The sequence below is a fragment of the Paenirhizobium selenitireducens ATCC BAA-1503 genome, from assembly GCF_900492185.1.
Taxonomy (GTDB): Bacteria; Pseudomonadota; Alphaproteobacteria; order Rhizobiales; family Rhizobiaceae; genus Allorhizobium; species Allorhizobium selenitireducens_A.
The window spans coordinates 10001-26146 of record NZ_UEYP01000005.1 but is presented as its reverse complement, the minus strand read 5'-3'; the positions used below and the strand labels follow the sequence as shown (position 1 = coordinate 26146).

Here is a 16146-nt window from a genome sequence, read left to right as displayed (position 1 = left end):
GGATCCTCTCTGCACGGATATTGCTTTTCAAGTCGGCCGATCGGGCGGCAAAGTCAAGGGTCCGGGTGGTCGCGGGCGAGGCGTGCGTCAAGGCGGCGCTGCCGCCGGTTCGGCTTCCTGAAACCGTATTCCAAGGTGAGCGGATCGTCCTCGCTCAGCATGGCGTCGATCTGAGGCAGTGTCGTTTCGACGAGATAGTCGAAGATTTTCCTTTCCGCATTCACGATGCAGGCCGGGAGGCAGGCAACCGCGGCGCCGCTCAGGCCGAGGTCGCGCTCCCTGGCGATCGCCGGGCCCTGGCGTGGCGTGGCTAGCATCGGGCCGCTGCAGAGGCGGTTGCGACGACAGGACCGATTTCGGCATAAGGGGTGGTTGAGCGTGTCGCAGCGATAGCGCAGGTCGAGCGTGCCGATGATCCGCCAGCGGGCCTCGTGGCGCTCCTCGCGGGCGCGCTCGAGTTCGGGATGGTCGGTCTTTGCCATGGCTCTCGCGTCCTTTCCCGGGCACGGTTGATCGTTCACGCGGGCGAAAACCCCGTGGCTTGCGGTTTCTTCGTTCTTCCGGCCATTGGCCGGGGCGCCCGGCATGCCGGACAAATTTAAAACAGTGACACGCAGGGCGCCCCGTTTCGATGATTTTTGCCGCCCAGCTCCTTGTCCCTCTACAGCCCCGGAAACCGACGCCTTGGGTGCCGCACAGGCACGTCCCTTTTCAGGGAGGGGGACCGACTTAGGGCAGCCTGCGACATCCTCCCGCGTTTCAGAAGGACCCTTCGCAGCACCGTCCCCGCCTCGCCGGCAACGCTATCCGGTGTATCCGCGGCGGGACGGGCAAGAGTATCGCATGGCGGCGAAGCACGGGGAAAACGGGAGGTCGGAAAAAATGCGGGGCTGGAACAAATGGATGAACCGGACGTTCATGAGTGGTTCATTCGCAAGCTTGTAGAAGAAGCGCATAAGGGAATACCCGAGGAGACACCCCTATGAATTATCTCAGGAAATTCGTCCTTGGCGCGGTGTTTGCCGCTGCGCTTCCCGCGCTCGCCGCGGCAGCGCCGGCCTATTCCACGGCCAATGTCAACATGCGCTCCGGGCCGAGCACGCAATACCCGCCGGTGCTGGTCATCCCCGCCGGAAGCCGGGTCGAAATCCAGGGCTGCATGCAGTCGGCCAATTGGTGCGATGTCGCCTATGCCGGCTATCGAGGCTGGGTGTCGGGCAGCTATCTGCAGACGACCTATTCGCAGCGCCGCGTCTATGTCGACCCGCAATATTATCGTCCGCTCGGGATTCCGACGATCACGTTCTCGATCGGCAACTATTGGGATCGGCATTACCGCGATCGCGATTTCTACCGCGACCGCGACCGTTGGAGGGACGGCGAGTACCGGCCCCGCCCGCGTCGTGACGACGACGAATGGCGCCGTCCTCCGGTGCGCGATCCGGATTGGCGGCGTCCGCCGACCCGCGATGATGACTGGCGCCGCCCGCCGACGCGCGATCCGGATTGGCGCCGCCCGCCGGCGAGGGACCCCGACGTTCGTCGTCCTCCGACGCGTGATCCCGACGTTCGTCGTCCGCCGAAGCGTGACCCCGAGGTGCGCCGTCCGCCGAAGCGCGATCCCGACAGCCGCCGCGACGACAAAGCCGTTCCCAACCCCAGGAAGGCCATGTGCCCGCCTGGCGAACCCTGCCTGTTGCCTTGAGCGACACACGACCAGTCAAGACGGAACGGCGATCATAAGATCGCCGTTTCGCATTGATGGCCTTTGCACCGCGCGCAAAGGGGCGGGCGCCGGCCTGCGCCCATCAGCGCGACGGTATCGAAGGCAATGCTCGCGTCGGGATGAAATTCGACGGCACCGACATCATCCGCCGCATGGGCGAGGGCCAGGCGGCGGTCGTCACCGCGCTGAGCCAGTGGCACCAGAATCCAAAATAGAAAGGCGGTGGTCGCAGGATCGCCGCCTTTCTTGTGCGCGTTCAGGTCTTCGCGGGGCGCAACGGCTAGTCCCGTTCGCGTCCTTCCCCTGGAAGTGTGAAAGCCGTCGTCCTCCTGGCGGGTCCGATGGGATCAGTTGCCCTGGCGCCGTGTCAAGCCGGCGACGATACGCTGCGTGAGCGTCTGGTAGTCGCCATCAAAATGGTGGCCGCCGGGCAGTTCGATCGTTTCCACCTTGCCGGTCTTCAGATCGCGGCAGGCATCCTCTTCCTCGTCTGCGCCATAGACGCATTGCACCACAGAAGGGTCGATCGAGCGGATGTCGTCTAGCGGATCGCCGGCACCGCCGCCGCTGGCGCCCGAAAGCCATCCGGAGACCAAGATTTCATAGTCGACCTGATGCGAGAGAGCCAGGAGAGTGATCTGCACTACGCGGGACTTGATCCGGTCGGGAAGGCTTCGATAAGCGGCGGGCAGGACGTCTGCGCCGAAGGAATAGCCGATCAGCAGCACATGGCGAACATTCCAGCGCTTTTCGTAGGCCTTGATGATCCTTTCGAGATCGGCGGCCGTCTCGGCGGGCGTGCGCTCCGACCAGAAGTAGCGCAGGGAATCCAGGCCGACCACCGGGATGCCATCGGCTTGCAGGTAACCGGCCACCTGGCGGTCAAGATCTCGCCAGCCGCCGTCCCCCGAATAGACGATGGCCATGGTGTCGCGGGCGGGAAGCGCATCGAGGATCGAGAGTGGCAGGCCGAGGGGCATGTCCGTCGCGCTCTCGGCGGCGATCAGTTCGTCGATCGCGTCGGAAAAGGCTGCAGCGCCGGTGTCCGGCAGTTCGCGAATATCGATCTCCGGGTGGGCGGCGGCCAGCGCAGCGACGTGATCGCGGCCATCGGCGGGGGCTGCCGGCGTCAGCAGCACGGTTGCCGGGTCGGGCAGATCGCCGGGCGTCAGCGCGTAGATCGTCCGATCGCCGGCAATGGTCTTGGCCGCGGGCGTGCAGAAGGGCTTGAGAAGCGGGATCCCGGCGGCCGGATCGAGCGCCAGGGTCTGGCCGATCGTCTCCTTCGGCGTCTGGGCGAGTATCGCCAGCGCCAGCGCTCCTCCTTCGCCTCGCCCGGCGATGACAGGCTGCAGGACAGTGCTGCTTTGCGTCTTGCGCTGCAGCTGATGGCTTGTCTCCTCGATGTCGGAGACGGTGTAGATGCAATCGCCGGTATCGCGCGACAGGGCCTCGATGTATTTCGGCGTATCGATGCCGATGACGATGGCGCCGTCCGCCTTGAGACGCTCGGCCTCCTTCTGATCCTGATCGCGCCAGCCTTCCCGGTCAGACAGCAGGACGACGACGGCGTGGGGCTGGTCGTCCGGCAGCAGGATGACGGGCGAGGGGATCATGCCTGTGTCGAGCCTCAAATCCTGGGCGAAAGCCCCCGGACCAAGCGTCGCGGCTAGCAAAAGCGTGGCTGCCTTGACGATTGTCTTCATCTCTTTACCTCTTTACCACGCCTTTCAGACCGCCGCTGATCAGAAGAGTTGCGTCCAGCAGTGCCAGGACCGGGCTCAGGCCCCCCGACACGGCAAGATAACGCGGTTGCCATTCCGGGTGAAACTTGGACTTGAAGGCTCGCAGTCCCTTGAAATTGTAGAAGCGCTCGCCGTGTTCGAAGAAGGTGTTGGCGATACGGTCCCAGACCGGCGCGACCTCCCGCCGGGACAAGCCGGACAGCGGCGCCATGCCCAGATTGAAATGCCGGTAACCTTCTTCGCGCAGCCTGCTCAGCAGGCTGACAAAGAGGAAATCCATCGTTCCCTTTGGTGCATCGGGTGCAAAGCGCATCAGATCGATCGAGGCCTCTTCCTTCGTATCCGTCAGCAGGATGTTGGCAAAGGCGACGATGCGTCCCTCGAAACGAAGTAAAGCGACTGGCTGGCTCAGCATGTACTCATCGGTAAAGGCGCCGAGCGAGAAGCCTTTTTCCCGGGTGTTGTGTTCTCGCAGCCAGGCATCCGAGACGGCGCGCAGATCGTCCAGGATCGCCGCAACCTGGTCGGCCGGGACGATCTCGAAATCCAGACCGTCGCGCTCGGCACGGGCCGCCGCCTGGCGCAGATTGGCCCAGCGGCCGCCTTTCAGGTCGAAGCGCGCCAGCTCGACATGGGCGCTTTCCCCAAGCTTGAAGGCCTTCATGCCGGCATCGGCGAGGGCCGGAAGGAGCGCCGGTGACGCCTGGTAGAAAACCGCACGGCAGCCGGCGGCGCGCGCCGTCTCAACGAACTGCCAGACAAGATCGGCGCGCGCCTTGCGCGGCCCGACCGGATCGAGGAAGGCGATGAGCGAGCGGCCCTGCTTGCCATACATGACGAACGACTCGCCATCGGGTGAGAACATCACCGATTTGTCGCCGGTGCGCACCAAGTTGGCATCGGCGATGTCCTGTGCGGCGACAATCGCTACGGCCCTGAGCAAGGTCTCTCCCGTCGCGGGTAAGACCGGCAGCGAGGCCGGGCGCAGGAGACTGAATACCGCGATGGCCGAGGAGAGGATGGTCAGACCCAGCATCGCGCGCAGCGAACGGGGGGCTTCAGCCTCGAATTCGAACTGCCACCACAGGTCGTGGCTGTAATCGACATCGCGATAGACGAAGAGCATGACGACCACAGCGCCCATGAAGATCACGGCGATGGCCAGCAGCCAGCTGGCGTTCGGCGCCTGGCGCAACAGCGAGGCCGGCCGCACGAACAGGCGGCGGCTGACGAACAGACCGGCCACCAGCACGGCGAGTAGCGAGGCCTCGATGAGGGCGACCGCCTTCAGCAGCGACAGCCCGAGGGCGGCGATGGCTGCAAGGAATGTCGTCCACCATGCGCCATCGAGGCGCTGGGCTATGCCGCGTGCGGCTATCACCAGCAGGAGACCAAGCAGGCTGGCGATGAAATGCGCCCCCTCGATGATCGGCAGGGGAAGCAGCGTCGAGAGGAATGCCATGTTGTCGCTGGGCGTCGGCGTGACGCTCGACAACACCAGCATGACGCCAAGGATCAGCGTCAGCGCCGAGAGGAGTGGAGGCGCCATGCGCGCGGTCGCGCTTGCCAGGCCGGACGACAGGGGATGAGCGGCGAACTGGCGAAGTTCGGCATAGGAGACGATGCCGATTGCGACCAGCAGCGGCAGGACATAGTAAATCACGCGGTAGACGAACAGGGCGGCGAGGATCTGGTCGGCGGAGACCTGGCCCCCGAGCGCTGCGATCATCACCGCTTCGAACACCCCTATGCCGCCGGGTACGTGGCTGACGATACCGAGGCCAATTGCCACCGAATAGACCGCAAAGAACGCCGGCCATGAGATGGCCGCGTCGGCAGGCAAGAGTACATAGGCGACCGACGAGGAAAAGGCGATGTCAAGCACGGTCACCAGGAACTGACGCGACAGCAAGCGGCTGTCGGCAAAGCGTAGCCCCCGGATGCTGTCGGGCCCGACGCGGCGACGCGCCATCAGGTAGAGCAGGGCGAGGCCGGCGAGGACGAGAACGGCGGTCGTGCGCAGCCAGATCGGATCCAGTCCGACCAGGGGAGCGACCTCGGGAGCCATCGGCACGAGCGCGACCGACGTGATCACGGCCAGGCCCAGGGAGAAGGACAGGGTGACGAAGGCAATGATGCGGCCGATCTCGTCCGGGCGTAGGCCGGTACGCGAATAGGCGCGATAACGGATGGCGCCACCGGAAAGCGCCCCGAAGCCGGCGACATTGCCGACCGCATAGGCGCTGAAGGCGGTCAGGGCCACTTCGCCGAATCGTCTCTTTCGACCGATGTAGGCAAGGGCATTCCAGTCGTAAAGACAAAGCGTAGCGAAGCTCAGCACCGTGAAGATGACCGCCATCAGGATCGAGATCGGAGGGGTCGCGGCAAGGCTCTGCACGACGTCGTCATATCGGACTTCCTCGGTCAGCCGGTAGATGGCGTAACCGACGAAGGCGAAGACCACCAGCGTCAGTATGGCCGCCAGGGGCTTGCCATAACCCGCGAGGAGCCTGAAATGCCGGTTCGGGTCGTTCGGGGTGGAATCGGGTGGGAGGACCGTTTCATCGTGACTGTGAGGCCGACTCATGCTCGCTTTCCCGGCTATGGCGCAAACTCGTTGAGTTAGACCGGCAAACCCCGGCGGGCAGCATGCTTGGCGCTCAAATTCGCACCAAATTATGGCAGCGTTTCGCGGGGTGGCGGTGCGTCTTCTTGGCTTCTCGGGCGACCTTGCCCGACGGTCGGAAACGGGCGTTGCGCGCGTCGCGCTTATTCGCTAAAAGCGCCGCAATCATAGAGCCTCTCGGGGCGCACCATCTATCCGCCGACCGCTGTCGGCGCACGGGCAGAGGCAGACAGTCAAGGCAATGGCACGCATCGTGATGAAATTCGGCGGAACCTCCGTCGCCAATCTCGAACGCATCTACAATGTCGCCCGGCATGTCAAACGCGAGGTCGATGCCGGCCACGAGGTGGCCGTGGTCGTGTCGGCGATGTCCGGCAAGACCAATGAACTGGTCGACTGGGTGCATACCATGCCGAAGGTCGCCGGCGCGGATTCGCCGTTTTACGATGCGCGCGAATATGATGCCGTGGTCGCTTCGGGCGAACAGGTGACGTCGGGCCTTCTCGCCATCGCGCTGCAGTCGATGGGCATCAATGCCCGGTCCTGGCAGGGATGGCAGATCCCGATCAAGACCGACAATGCGCATGGCGCGGCCCGCATCCAGGAGATCGACGGCACCGACATCATCCGCCGCATGGGCGAGGGGCAGGTGGCCGTGGTCGCCGGCTTCCAGGGCATCGGCCCGGACAACCGCATCGCAACGCTGGGACGTGGTGGTTCGGACACTTCGGCCGTGGCGATCGCCGCCGGCATCAAGGCCGACCGCTGCGACATCTACACCGACGTCGACGGCGTCTACACGACCGACCCGCGCATCGAGCCGAAGGCGCGGCGGTTGAAGAAGATCGCGTTTGAAGAAATGCTGGAAATGGCCTCGCTCGGCGCCAAGGTGCTGCAGGTGCGCTCGGTGGAGCTTGCCATGGTCCACAAGGTGCGCACCTTCGTGCGCTCGAGCTTCGAGGATCCCGATGCACCGGGCATGGGCGACCTTTTGAATCCGCCCGGTACGTTGATTTGCGATGAGGAAGAGATCGTGGAACAGGAAGTAGTCACCGGTATCGCCTATGCCAAGGATGAAGCGCAGATCTCGCTCAGGCGGCTGGCCGACCGGCCGGGCGTTTCCGCCGCGATCTTCGGGCCGCTGGCCGAGGCGCATATCAATGTCGACATGATCGTCCAGAACATTTCCGAAGACGGCACCCGCACGGACATGACGTTCACCGTGCCTTCGGGCGATGTCGACAAGGCGCTCGCTGTGCTCGGCGACAACAAGGACACGATCGGCTATGACGTGGTGCAGAGCGAAAAGGGCCTGGTAAAGGTCTCGGTCATCGGCATCGGCATGCGCAGCCATGCCGGCGTCGCCGCCACCGCCTTCAAGGCGCTCGCCGAAAAAGGCATCAACATCAAGGCGATCACCACCTCGGAAATCAAGATTTCGATCCTGATCGACGGCCCCTATGCCGAACTCGCCGTTCGCACTTTGCATTCCTGCTACGGCCTCGATAAGAATTGATTCCATAGAGCGGGTTCGCCTCCCGTCGCCTGGCGTCGCGGGCGGCGGTTCCGCCCGACCAATGACACATTCGGGAGCAGCCACGCGATGAGAGACCTTTCCGCGGGTCCGCGCGTCCTCCTCAAGCGGTTGCGCGAGTTGATGGCGGAGCCGCTCGAGCCACAGGAGCGCCTAGACCAGATCGTTCGCCAGATCGCGAGCAACATGGTCGCGGAAGTGTGTTCGGCCTATGTGCTGCGCGCCGACGGGGTGCTCGAACTCTACGCCACCGAAGGCCTCAACAAGGATGCGGTCCACCTCGCCCAACTGAAAATGGGCCAGGGCCTGGTCGGCACGATCGCCGCGTCGGCCCAGCCGCTCAACCTCTCGGACGCCCAGGCGCATCCGGCCTTCCGCTACCTGCCGGAAACGGGCGAGGAGATCTATCATTCCTTCCTTGGCGTGCCGATCCTGCGCGCCGGCCGCAGTTTGGGCGTTCTCGTCGTGCAGAACAAGGCGCAGCGCAACTACCGGGAAGACGAGCTTGAAGCGCTCGAAACAACCGCCATGGTTCTAGCCGAGATGATCGCGACCGGCGAACTGAAGAAGATCACCCGGCCGGGTCTCGAACTGGACCTGACGCGTCCGGTGACGATCGACGGCGACGGCTATAACGAAGGCATCGGGCTCGGCTATGTCGTGCTGCACGAGCCGCGCATCGTCGTCACCAACCTGCTCAACGAAGACACGGAGACGGAAATCCGCCGGCTCGCCGACGCGCTCGGTTCGCTCAGGATCTCGATCGACGACATGCTGTCCAGGCGGGAAGTGTCGATGGAAGGCGAGCACCGCGACGTGCTCGAGACCTATCGCATGTTCGCCCATGACCAGGGCTGGGTCCGCCGCATGGAAGAGGCGATCCACAACGGACTGACCGCGGAGGCCGCGGTCGAGAAGGTGCAGAGCGACACCAAGGCGCGGATGATGCGCCTCACCGACCCCTATCTGCGCGAGCGGATGCACGATTTCGACGATCTCGCCAACCGGTTGCTCAGGCAGTTGACCGGCTTTTCGCCGCACAGCCAGACCGAGAGTTTTCCGGCCGACGCGATCGTCTTTGCCCGCGCCATGGGCGCGGCCGAGCTTCTGGACTATCCGCGCGCCAACCTGCGCGGCCTGGTGCTGGAAGAAGGCGCCGTGACCAGCCATGTGGTGATCGTGGCGCGCGCCATGGGCATTGCCGTCGTCGGCCAGGCGGCGGGTGCGGTGGCGCTCGCGGAAAACGGCGACCCGGTGATCATCGACGGCGATGACGGCAAGGTTCATGTGCGGCCGGTGGCCGACCTGCAGAAGGCCTATGAGGAGAAGGTGAAGCTGCGCGCGCGCCGCCAGGAGCAGTTCCGTGCGCTGCGCGACGTCGAGCCGCTGACCAAGGATGGTAAGCGGATCACGCTGCAGATGAATGCCGGCCTGCTGGTCGACCTTCCGCAGTTATCCGAATCCGGGGCCGAAGGCATCGGCCTGTTCCGCACCGAATTGCAGTTCATGATTTCCTCGACCATGCCGAAGGGCGAGGAACAGGAGAGCTTCTATCGCAGCGTGCTGCGCCAGTCGGGCGGACGCCCCGTCACTTTCCGCACGCTGGACATCGGCGGCGACAAGGTGGTCTCCTATTTCCGCGGCCATGAAGAGGAGAACCCGGCGCTCGGCTGGCGGGCGATCCGCCTGTCGCTCGACCGGCCGGGCCTGCTGCGCACCCAGTTGCGCGCACTGTTGAAGGCGGCTGCCGGCGGCGAGCTGAAGATGATGTTGCCGATGGTAACCGAGGTCGGCGAAATCCGGGCCGTGCGCGAGTTGATGCAGAAGGAGGTGCAGCACCTCTCCAAGTTCGGTCATCCGCTGCCGAAGAAGCTGCAGTTCGGCGCCATGCTCGAAGTGCCGGCGCTGATGTGGCAGCTCGACGAGCTGATGCAGGAGGTCGATTTCGTCTCGGTCGGCTCCAACGACCTGTTCCAGTTCTCGATGGCGGTCGACCGTGGCAATGCCCGCGTCTCCGACCGCTTCGACGTGCTGGGCCGGCCGTTCCTCAGGATCCTGCGCGATATCGTGCGCGCCGCCAACCGGCACGAAACGCCGGTGACGCTGTGCGGCGAGATGGCGGGCAAGCCGCTTTCGGCCATGGCGCTGCTCGGCATCGGTTTCCGCTCGATCTCGATGGCGCCGACGGCGATCGGCCCGGTCAAGGCGATGTTGCTCGGGCTTGACGTCGACCAGCTGAGCCGGGAGCTCAACGCGGCGCTCGACGATCATCATTCGCACCTGCCGCTGAGGGACATCCTTGTCGGCTTTGCCGAAGACAACAATATTCCCCTCTGACCGAATTCAACGTGGAGTAAAGGGTGGCGAAGCTTCCTGTCGAGAAAATGCGCGAACTCGAACGCCGGTTCGGCGAGATAGAGGCGCGCATGTCGGCGGGGCCGGCGGCCGACGTCTACGTCAAGCTCGCCTCGGAATATTCCGAGCTGCAGCCGGTGGTGAAAAAGATCCGCGAATACGAGGCGGCGATCGGCGAACTGGCGGGGCTGAAGGCCCTGCTTGCCGACAGGTCGACCGACCGCGAGATGCGCGAACTGGCCGAGATGGAGATGCCGGACGTCGAGGCGCGCATCGAGGGGCTGGAAAAGGACATGCAGATCCTGCTCCTGCCCAAGGATGCCGCCGACGAGAAGAGCGCGATCCTGGAAATTCGCGCCGGTACCGGCGGATCGGAAGCCGCGCTGTTCGCCGGAGACCTGTTTCGCATGTACGAGCGCTTCGCCTCGACCAAGGGCTGGAAGGTCGAGGTTCTTTCGGCCAGCGAAGGGGAAGCGGGCGGCTTCAAGGAAATCATCGCGACGATCACCGGACGCGGGGTGTTCTCCAAGCTCAAGTTCGAATCCGGCGTGCACCGCGTGCAGCGCGTGCCGGAGACCGAGGCGAGCGGCCGCATCCATACGTCCGCAGCCACCGTCGCCGTGCTGCCGGAGGCCGAGGAGATCGACATCGAGATCCGCCCGGAAGACATCCGTATCGACACCATGCGCTCCTCGGGCGCCGGCGGGCAGCACGTCAACACGACCGATTCGGCTGTGCGCATCACCCATCTGCCGACCGGTCTCGTCGTCACCTCCTCGGAAAAGTCGCAGCACCAGAACCGCGCCAAGGCGATGCAGGTGCTGCGCTCCAGGCTCTACGACATGGAGCGGCAGCGGACCGACAACGAGCGCTCTGCCGATCGCAAGAGCCAGGTCGGCTCGGGCGACCGCTCCGAGCGCATCCGCACCTACAACTTCCCGCAAGGGCGCGTTACCGACCACCGCATCAACCTGACGCTCTACAAGCTCGACCGGATGATGGAGGGCGACATCGACGAGATGGTCGATGCGCTGATCGCCGACTACCAGGCCGGGCAGCTGGCGCAACTGGGCGAGCCGACATGAGCGGCGCGGCTCGTCTCGGCGCGGTCGTTGCCGAGACGCGCGCGGTGCTGGCCGATGCCGGCTTCGCCGATGCGGCGATCGAGACACGCATCCTGCTGGCCGGCCTGCTCGGGCTTTCGACGACGGAGATCTTCACGCAGGGCGACCGGCCGGTGACGGAGCGCGAACGCTCGGTGATCGCAGACGCGGTGGCACGACGACTGAGGCATGAGCCGGTCCATCGCATTCTCGGTCACCGCGAATTCCACGGGATCGACCTCAGGCTGTCGCCGGATACGCTGGAACCGCGGCCCGACACCGAGGTGCTCGTCGATGCCGTTCTGGCCCACCTGAAGCGCATGGCGGCGCAGAAGGCCGTCGTCAGCATCCTCGACATGGGCACCGGCACCGGGGCGATCGCGCTCGCCCTGCTGAAGGCATGCCCGCAGGCGCGCGCGCTCGGCAGCGATATTTCGCCGGGCGCCCTTCAAATCGCCGCGGCCAATGCCCATCTCAACGGCGTGGCCGAGCGGTTCGAGACGCGTGAGAGCGCATGGTTCGAGGCGATCGATGAAAGCTTCGACATCATCGTGTCAAATCCGCCCTATATACCCTCGGACGTGGTCGAGTCGCTGGAGCCGGAGGTCAAGGATTACGACCCCCGCAAGGCGCTGGACGGCGGCCGGGATGGTCTGGAAGCCTATCGGGCGATCGCCGAAAATGCAGCGCAGCATCTGCTTGCAGACGGCATCGTCGGTGTCGAAATCGGCTACGACCAGCGGGAAGATGTCGTGCAACTCTTTGAACGGAACGGATTTTCCTTGATCGAATGGCACCGCGACCATGGTGGCAATGATCGGGTCCTGCTGTTTGCACGGTAAAGCCAGACGGCGACGTGCTGCGCATGCTAAGGATATTCACGCTTTTGAAAGAAAAGGCTTGGTTTTCCAGATGAAGCGTAATAGTTTGCGGGCACGCAACGGGCAGCAGGGAATGAACGAGATTCGTTCGGGTCTGGGTTTGCCACGTTTTCATCTCGTGACCGGGCTTCACGGGACGAGCAAATCCCGATGCGTAACTCAGTAAACTTGACTATCACCAGCGGCACGAGAGCGATGGCGCAGTATGCCCGCGGCACGCAAAGCCTTGGTCCGGTCCAAACCAGAACCAACAGCGTTGCCATTTATCAGCACAACAGAAAAATTCAGGTGAATTATCGATGAGGCCAGGACAGCAGAACAAGCGCGGCCGCGGACGTAACGGCGGCGGCGGTGGTGGCAGCGGTAGCGGTGGCGGCAATTTCAACCGCAAGGGTGCGAACCCGCTGACCCGGACGTATGACAGTTCCGGTCCTGACGTGAAGATCCGTGGCACCGCCCAGCACATCGCCGAGAAATACGCAACGCTCGCCCGCGACGCACAGAGCGCCGGCGACCGGGTGATGGCGGAAAACTATCTGCAGCACGCCGAGCATTACAACCGCATCATAGCCGCCGCCCAGGCGCAGATGCAGGAGCGCTTCCAGCGCGACGACCGTGACGATCGGGATGATCGCGACGAGCGGGACGACCGCAACGAGTACAATGATCGCGACGGCGACGACATGGACGGCATGGACGAGCCGACGATCGGTTCGCAGGCCGCCCAGCCGCAGCAACAGCAGCGGCCGCAACCGCGACCCCAGCCGCAACCGCAGCAGCAGCCGCAGCGACCCCAGGCGCAGCCGCGCCAACCGCGCCGCGAACAGCCGGAAATCGCCGGGACCGGGCCGCAGCCGGTACTGGACGAAATGCCGGCCGAGGCTGTCGCCGCCGCCGCAGAAAGCGCGGTCGAAGGTTCGGGCGAGCGCCAGCCGCGCCGCCGCAACGCCGCAAGCCGCCCGCGCCGCCAGCCGCGTCGGGCCTCTGGCGAAGAGGGTTCGGAAGGCGGCGATGCAGCCGCTCCGGCCGATGCACCGGAACCGGCGCTCGCTCCTTCCGAGTGATCGGACAAGGCGATGATCGGATCGAAACCCCTTCTTCCTTTCGGAAGGAGGGGTTTTCGCTTTTTGGGGCAGATATCGACGCTGTCGACCGTCAGGGCGTTTGCCCCGCCCAGGAAAGGCTCTGGGTGGTGCGCGCCGGAATTGCGCTTCGTCAATCGCCGAACTTTTGCCCTAAACCGCTCTTTAAACGCCGAAAATCCTTCCCCATATCTCGGTTGAAGGGACGAGGATGTCCCGCAGGGCCCGCCTTTTCAGGGGGTCCCATCTCAACCGCCGCGCTGTGCCGAACGGGCAGGGCGGCTACCGGAGACAGGCAGATATGAACATCGAAAAATATTCCGAGCGCGTCCGCGGCTTCCTGCAATCGGCCCAGACCCAGGCGCTGTCCGAGGGCCACCAGCAATTCACCCCCGAGCATGTGCTGAAAGTGCTGCTCGACGACGACCAGGGCATGGCCTCGTCGCTGATCAGCCGCGCCGGCGGCGATCCGAAGGAAGCCCGCATCGCCAATGACGCGGCGCTGGCCAAGCTGCCCAAGGTTTCGGGCGGTGGCGGCCAGGTCTATCTGTCGCAGCCGCTGGCCAAGGTGTTCACCACGGCGGAAGATGCCGCCAAGAAGGCCGGCGACAGCTTCGTCACGGTCGAGCGGCTGCTGCTGGCGCTGGCGATCGAGACCTCCGCCTCGACGTCTGCGACGCTGAAGAAGGCCGGCGTGACCGCGCAGGCGCTGAACCAGGTGATCAACGAGGTGCGCAAGGGCCGCACGGCCGACGGCGCCAATGCCGAAGCCGGCTTCGACGCCCTGAAGAAATATGCCCGGGACCTGACGGCGGAAGCCCGCGAGGGCAGGCTCGACCCGGTGATCGGCCGTGACGACGAGATCCGCCGCACCATCCAGGTTCTTTCGCGCCGCACCAAGAACAATCCGGTGCTGATCGGCGAGCCGGGCGTCGGCAAGACGGCGATCGCCGAAGGTCTGGCGCTCAGGATCGTCAACGGCGACGTGCCGGAAAGCCTCAAGGACAAGAAGCTCATGGCGCTCGACATGGGCTCGCTGATCGCCGGCGCGAAATATCGCGGCGAGTTCGAGGAGCGGCTTAAGGCGGTTCTGAGCGAAGTGCAGTCGGAAAGCGGCGAGATCATCCTGTTCATCGACGAGATGCACACGCTGGTCGGCGCCGGTAAGGCCGACGGCGCGATGGATGCCTCCAACCTTTTGAAGCCGGCGCTCGCCCGCGGCGAACTGCACTGCGTCGGCGCGACCACGCTCGATGAATATCGCAAGCATGTCGAGAAGGACGCGGCGCTCGCCCGCCGGTTCCAGCCGGTCATGGTCAACGAGCCGAATGTCGAGGACACGATCTCGATCCTGCGCGGCCTCAAGGAAAAATACGAGCAGCACCACAAGGTACGGATCTCCGATTCGGCTCTGGTGGCGGCCGCGACGCTCTCGAACCGCTACATCACCGACCGCTTCCTGCCCGACAAGGCCATCGACCTGATGGACGAGGCCGCATCGCGGCTGAGGATGCAGGTGGATTCCAAGCCCGAGGAGCTCGATGAGCTCGACCGCCGCATCATGCAGCTGAAGATCGAGCGCGAGGCGCTGAAGAAGGAAACGGACGTCGCCTCGGCGGACCGGCTGAAGCGGCTCGAGGCCGAACTGGTCTCGCTTGAGGAGGAGGCCGATGCCCTGACCGCCCGCTGGCAGGCGGAAAAGCAGAAGCTCGGCCTTGCCGCCGACCTCAAGAAGCAGCTCGACGAAGCCCGCAACGAACTGGCGATCGCCCAGCGCAAGGGCGAGTTCCAGCGCGCCGGCGAGCTTGCCTATGGCGAGATCCCGAAGCTCGAGAAGCAGCTGGTGGAGGCCGAAGCCCAGGATGGCAATGCTCGTGATTCCATGGTGCAGGAGGTCGTGACCCCCGACAATATCGCCCATGTCGTGTCGCGCTGGACCGGCATTCCGGTTGACAAGATGCTGGAGGGCGAGCGCGACAAGCTGCTGCGGATGGAAGACGAACTGGCGAAATCGGTGGTCGGCCAGGGCGATGCGGTGCAGGCGGTGTCGCGGGCGGTGCGTCGTGCGCGTGCCGGACTGCAGGATCCGAACCGGCCGATCGGCTCGTTCATCTTCCTCGGCCCCACCGGGGTCGGCAAGACGGAGCTGACCAAGTCGCTCGCCCGCTTCCTGTTCGACGACGAGGCGGCGATGGTGCGAATCGACATGTCGGAATTCATGGAGAAGCACTCGGTCGCCCGGCTGATCGGCGCGCCTCCCGGCTATGTCGGCTATGAGGAGGGCGGGGCGCTCACCGAGGCGGTGCGGCGCAAACCCTACCAGGTCGTGCTGTTCGACGAGATCGAGAAGGCCCATCCGGACGTCTTCAACGTGCTGTTGCAGGTGCTCGACGACGGACGCCTGACCGATGGCCAGGGCCGCACGGTGGACTTCAAGAACACGATGATCATCATGACCTCGAATCTCGGTGCCGAATACCTGACCGGTCTTCGCGACGACCAGGACAGCGAGGCGGTGCGCGGCGAGGTGATGGAGGTGGTGAAGGCCTCGTTCCGGCCGGAATTCCTCAACCGCGTCGACGAGATCATCCTGTTCCACCGGCTGCGGCGCACCGAGATGGGCGCGATCGTCGACATCCAGATGAAGCGGCTGGTGGCGTTGCTCGCCGAGCGCAAGATCGTCATCGACCTTCAGCCGGATGCGCGCGAATGGCTGGCCGACAAGGGCTACGACCCGGTCTATGGCGCGCGTCCGCTCAAGCGGGTGATCCAGAAGTTCGTCCAGGACCCGATGGCCGAACAGATCCTGTCGGGCACGATCGCCGACGGCTCGACCGTCACCGTCAGCGCCGGCACCGACCGGCTGCTGTTTGAGACGGCAAAGACGGTCAGCGAAGCGGCCTGATCTCGGCGGCCAGAGGTGGAAATGAGAAAGGCGGTCCCTTCGGGGGCCGCCTTTTTGCCGTCATGGGGGGAGAGCCTTCTTGGTCCGCTGTCGGACTGAACCAGCGTGATGCTGCTCGCGCGCCTCCTCAACCGGCGTCAGTTGCTGGCCATTTCCGGCGGCTTGCCGCCGGAGGTCAGCAGGGCGTCG

General features: G+C 64.7%; 12 protein-coding genes (1 of these 12 running past the window's edge). 8 read left to right on the top strand and 4 right to left on the bottom strand.

The features are described from left to right. Positions 1–53 precede the first annotated feature (53 nt). A complete protein-coding gene (locus RHIZ70P_RS10435; RefSeq protein ID WP_115670251.1) occupies positions 54–482 on the bottom strand; it encodes a hypothetical protein in 429 nt (142 codons plus the stop codon). 500 nt (positions 483–982) lie between these two features. Between RHIZ70P_RS10435 and RHIZ70P_RS10430 the strand changes: the two genes are divergently transcribed. Beyond that, positions 983–1705, top strand: a complete 723-nt coding sequence (locus RHIZ70P_RS10430) for an SH3 domain-containing protein (RefSeq protein ID WP_115670250.1) — start codon at positions 983–985, stop codon at positions 1703–1705. 56 nt (positions 1706–1761) lie between these two features. Next, positions 1762–1941 carry a hypothetical protein gene (locus RHIZ70P_RS10425; protein ID WP_115670249.1) on the top strand — a complete coding sequence of 60 codons (180 nt, stop codon included), beginning with the start codon at positions 1762–1764 and terminating at the stop codon, positions 1939–1941. Between the two features lie 132 nt (positions 1942–2073). Here RHIZ70P_RS10425 and RHIZ70P_RS10420 read toward each other — a convergent pair whose 3' ends face one another. Both RHIZ70P_RS10420 and mprF read right to left on the bottom strand, forming a co-directional pair. Continuing rightward, positions 2074–3432 (bottom strand): virulence factor family protein, encoded by a 1359-nt coding sequence (locus tag RHIZ70P_RS10420; RefSeq protein ID WP_115670248.1) that lies wholly within the window; start codon positions 3430–3432, stop codon positions 2074–2076. 4 nt (positions 3433–3436) lie between these two features. Further along, entirely contained in the window at positions 3437–6058 is a 2622-nt protein-coding gene (gene mprF, locus RHIZ70P_RS10415; protein ID WP_115670247.1) for a bifunctional lysylphosphatidylglycerol flippase/synthetase MprF, read from the bottom strand. Positions 6059–6338: 280 nt separating this feature from the next. On the opposite strand from mprF, the gene RHIZ70P_RS10410 reads away from it, so the two are divergent. The 6 genes from RHIZ70P_RS10410 (at position 6339) to clpB (ending at position 15957) form a co-directional block, all read left to right on the top strand. After that, the gene (locus tag RHIZ70P_RS10410) at positions 6339–7613 is read left to right on the top strand and encodes an aspartate kinase (protein WP_115670246.1); all 1275 of its coding nucleotides are present in this window, start codon (positions 6339–6341) and stop codon (positions 7611–7613) included. 87 nt (positions 7614–7700) lie between these two features. Continuing rightward, positions 7701–9968, top strand: coding sequence for a phosphoenolpyruvate--protein phosphotransferase (ptsP, locus tag RHIZ70P_RS10405; RefSeq protein ID WP_115670245.1), 2268 nt, complete (start codon positions 7701–7703; stop codon positions 9966–9968). A gap of 23 nt (positions 9969–9991) precedes the next feature. Continuing rightward, positions 9992–11071, top strand: a complete 1080-nt coding sequence (prfA, locus tag RHIZ70P_RS10400) for a peptide chain release factor 1 (protein ID WP_115670244.1) — start codon at positions 9992–9994, stop codon at positions 11069–11071. Further along, positions 11068–11931, top strand: a complete 864-nt coding sequence (gene prmC, locus RHIZ70P_RS10395) for a peptide chain release factor N(5)-glutamine methyltransferase (RefSeq protein WP_115670243.1) — start codon at positions 11068–11070, stop codon at positions 11929–11931. The genes prfA and prmC overlap by 4 nt, the downstream gene beginning before the upstream one ends. 338 nt (positions 11932–12269) lie before the next feature. Further along, positions 12270–13034, top strand: a complete 765-nt coding sequence (locus tag RHIZ70P_RS10390) for a DUF4167 domain-containing protein (RefSeq protein WP_115670242.1) — start codon at positions 12270–12272, stop codon at positions 13032–13034. Positions 13035–13353: 319 nt separating this feature from the next. Continuing rightward, complete coding sequence (gene clpB, locus RHIZ70P_RS10385) at positions 13354–15957, top strand: ATP-dependent chaperone ClpB (RefSeq protein ID WP_115670241.1); 2604 nt, start codon at positions 13354–13356, stop codon at positions 15955–15957. Positions 15958–16094: 137 nt separating this feature from the next. On the opposite strand, the gene RHIZ70P_RS10380 is transcribed toward clpB, so the two are convergent. Continuing rightward, positions 16095–16146, bottom strand: the final stretch of a protein-coding gene (locus RHIZ70P_RS10380) for a M23 family metallopeptidase (RefSeq protein ID WP_115670240.1). Its footprint extends 1898 nt past the window's final position; 52 of the gene's 1950 nt are visible here — the last part of the coding sequence; its start codon lies off the right edge, out of view; the stop codon is at positions 16095–16097.

What these genes read in the sequence shown, in the direction of transcription:
- RHIZ70P_RS10410 (WP_115670246.1), top strand. Translation starts at nt 6,339, where the DNA reads ATGGCACGCATCGTGATGAAATTCGGCGGAACCTCCGTCGCCAATCTC.
- RHIZ70P_RS10425 (WP_115670249.1), top strand. Translation starts at nt 1,762, where the DNA reads ATGGCCTTTGCACCGCGCGCAAAGGGGCGGGCGCCGGCCTGCGCCCAT.
- prmC (WP_115670243.1), top strand. Translation starts at nt 11,068, where the DNA reads ATGAGCGGCGCGGCTCGTCTCGGCGCGGTCGTTGCCGAGACGCGCGCG.
- ptsP (WP_115670245.1), top strand. Translation starts at nt 7,701, where the DNA reads ATGAGAGACCTTTCCGCGGGTCCGCGCGTCCTCCTCAAGCGGTTGCGC.
- RHIZ70P_RS10435 (WP_115670251.1), bottom strand. Translation starts at nt 482, where the DNA reads ATGGCAAAGACCGACCATCCCGAACTCGAGCGCGCCCGCGAGGAGCGC.
- RHIZ70P_RS10420 (WP_115670248.1), bottom strand. Translation starts at nt 3,432, where the DNA reads ATGAAGACAATCGTCAAGGCAGCCACGCTTTTGCTAGCCGCGACGCTT.
- RHIZ70P_RS10390 (WP_115670242.1), top strand. Translation starts at nt 12,270, where the DNA reads ATGAGGCCAGGACAGCAGAACAAGCGCGGCCGCGGACGTAACGGCGGC.
- RHIZ70P_RS10430 (WP_115670250.1), top strand. Translation starts at nt 983, where the DNA reads ATGAATTATCTCAGGAAATTCGTCCTTGGCGCGGTGTTTGCCGCTGCG.
- mprF (WP_115670247.1), bottom strand. Translation starts at nt 6,058, where the DNA reads ATGAGTCGGCCTCACAGTCACGATGAAACGGTCCTCCCACCCGATTCC.
- clpB (WP_115670241.1), top strand. Translation starts at nt 13,354, where the DNA reads ATGAACATCGAAAAATATTCCGAGCGCGTCCGCGGCTTCCTGCAATCG.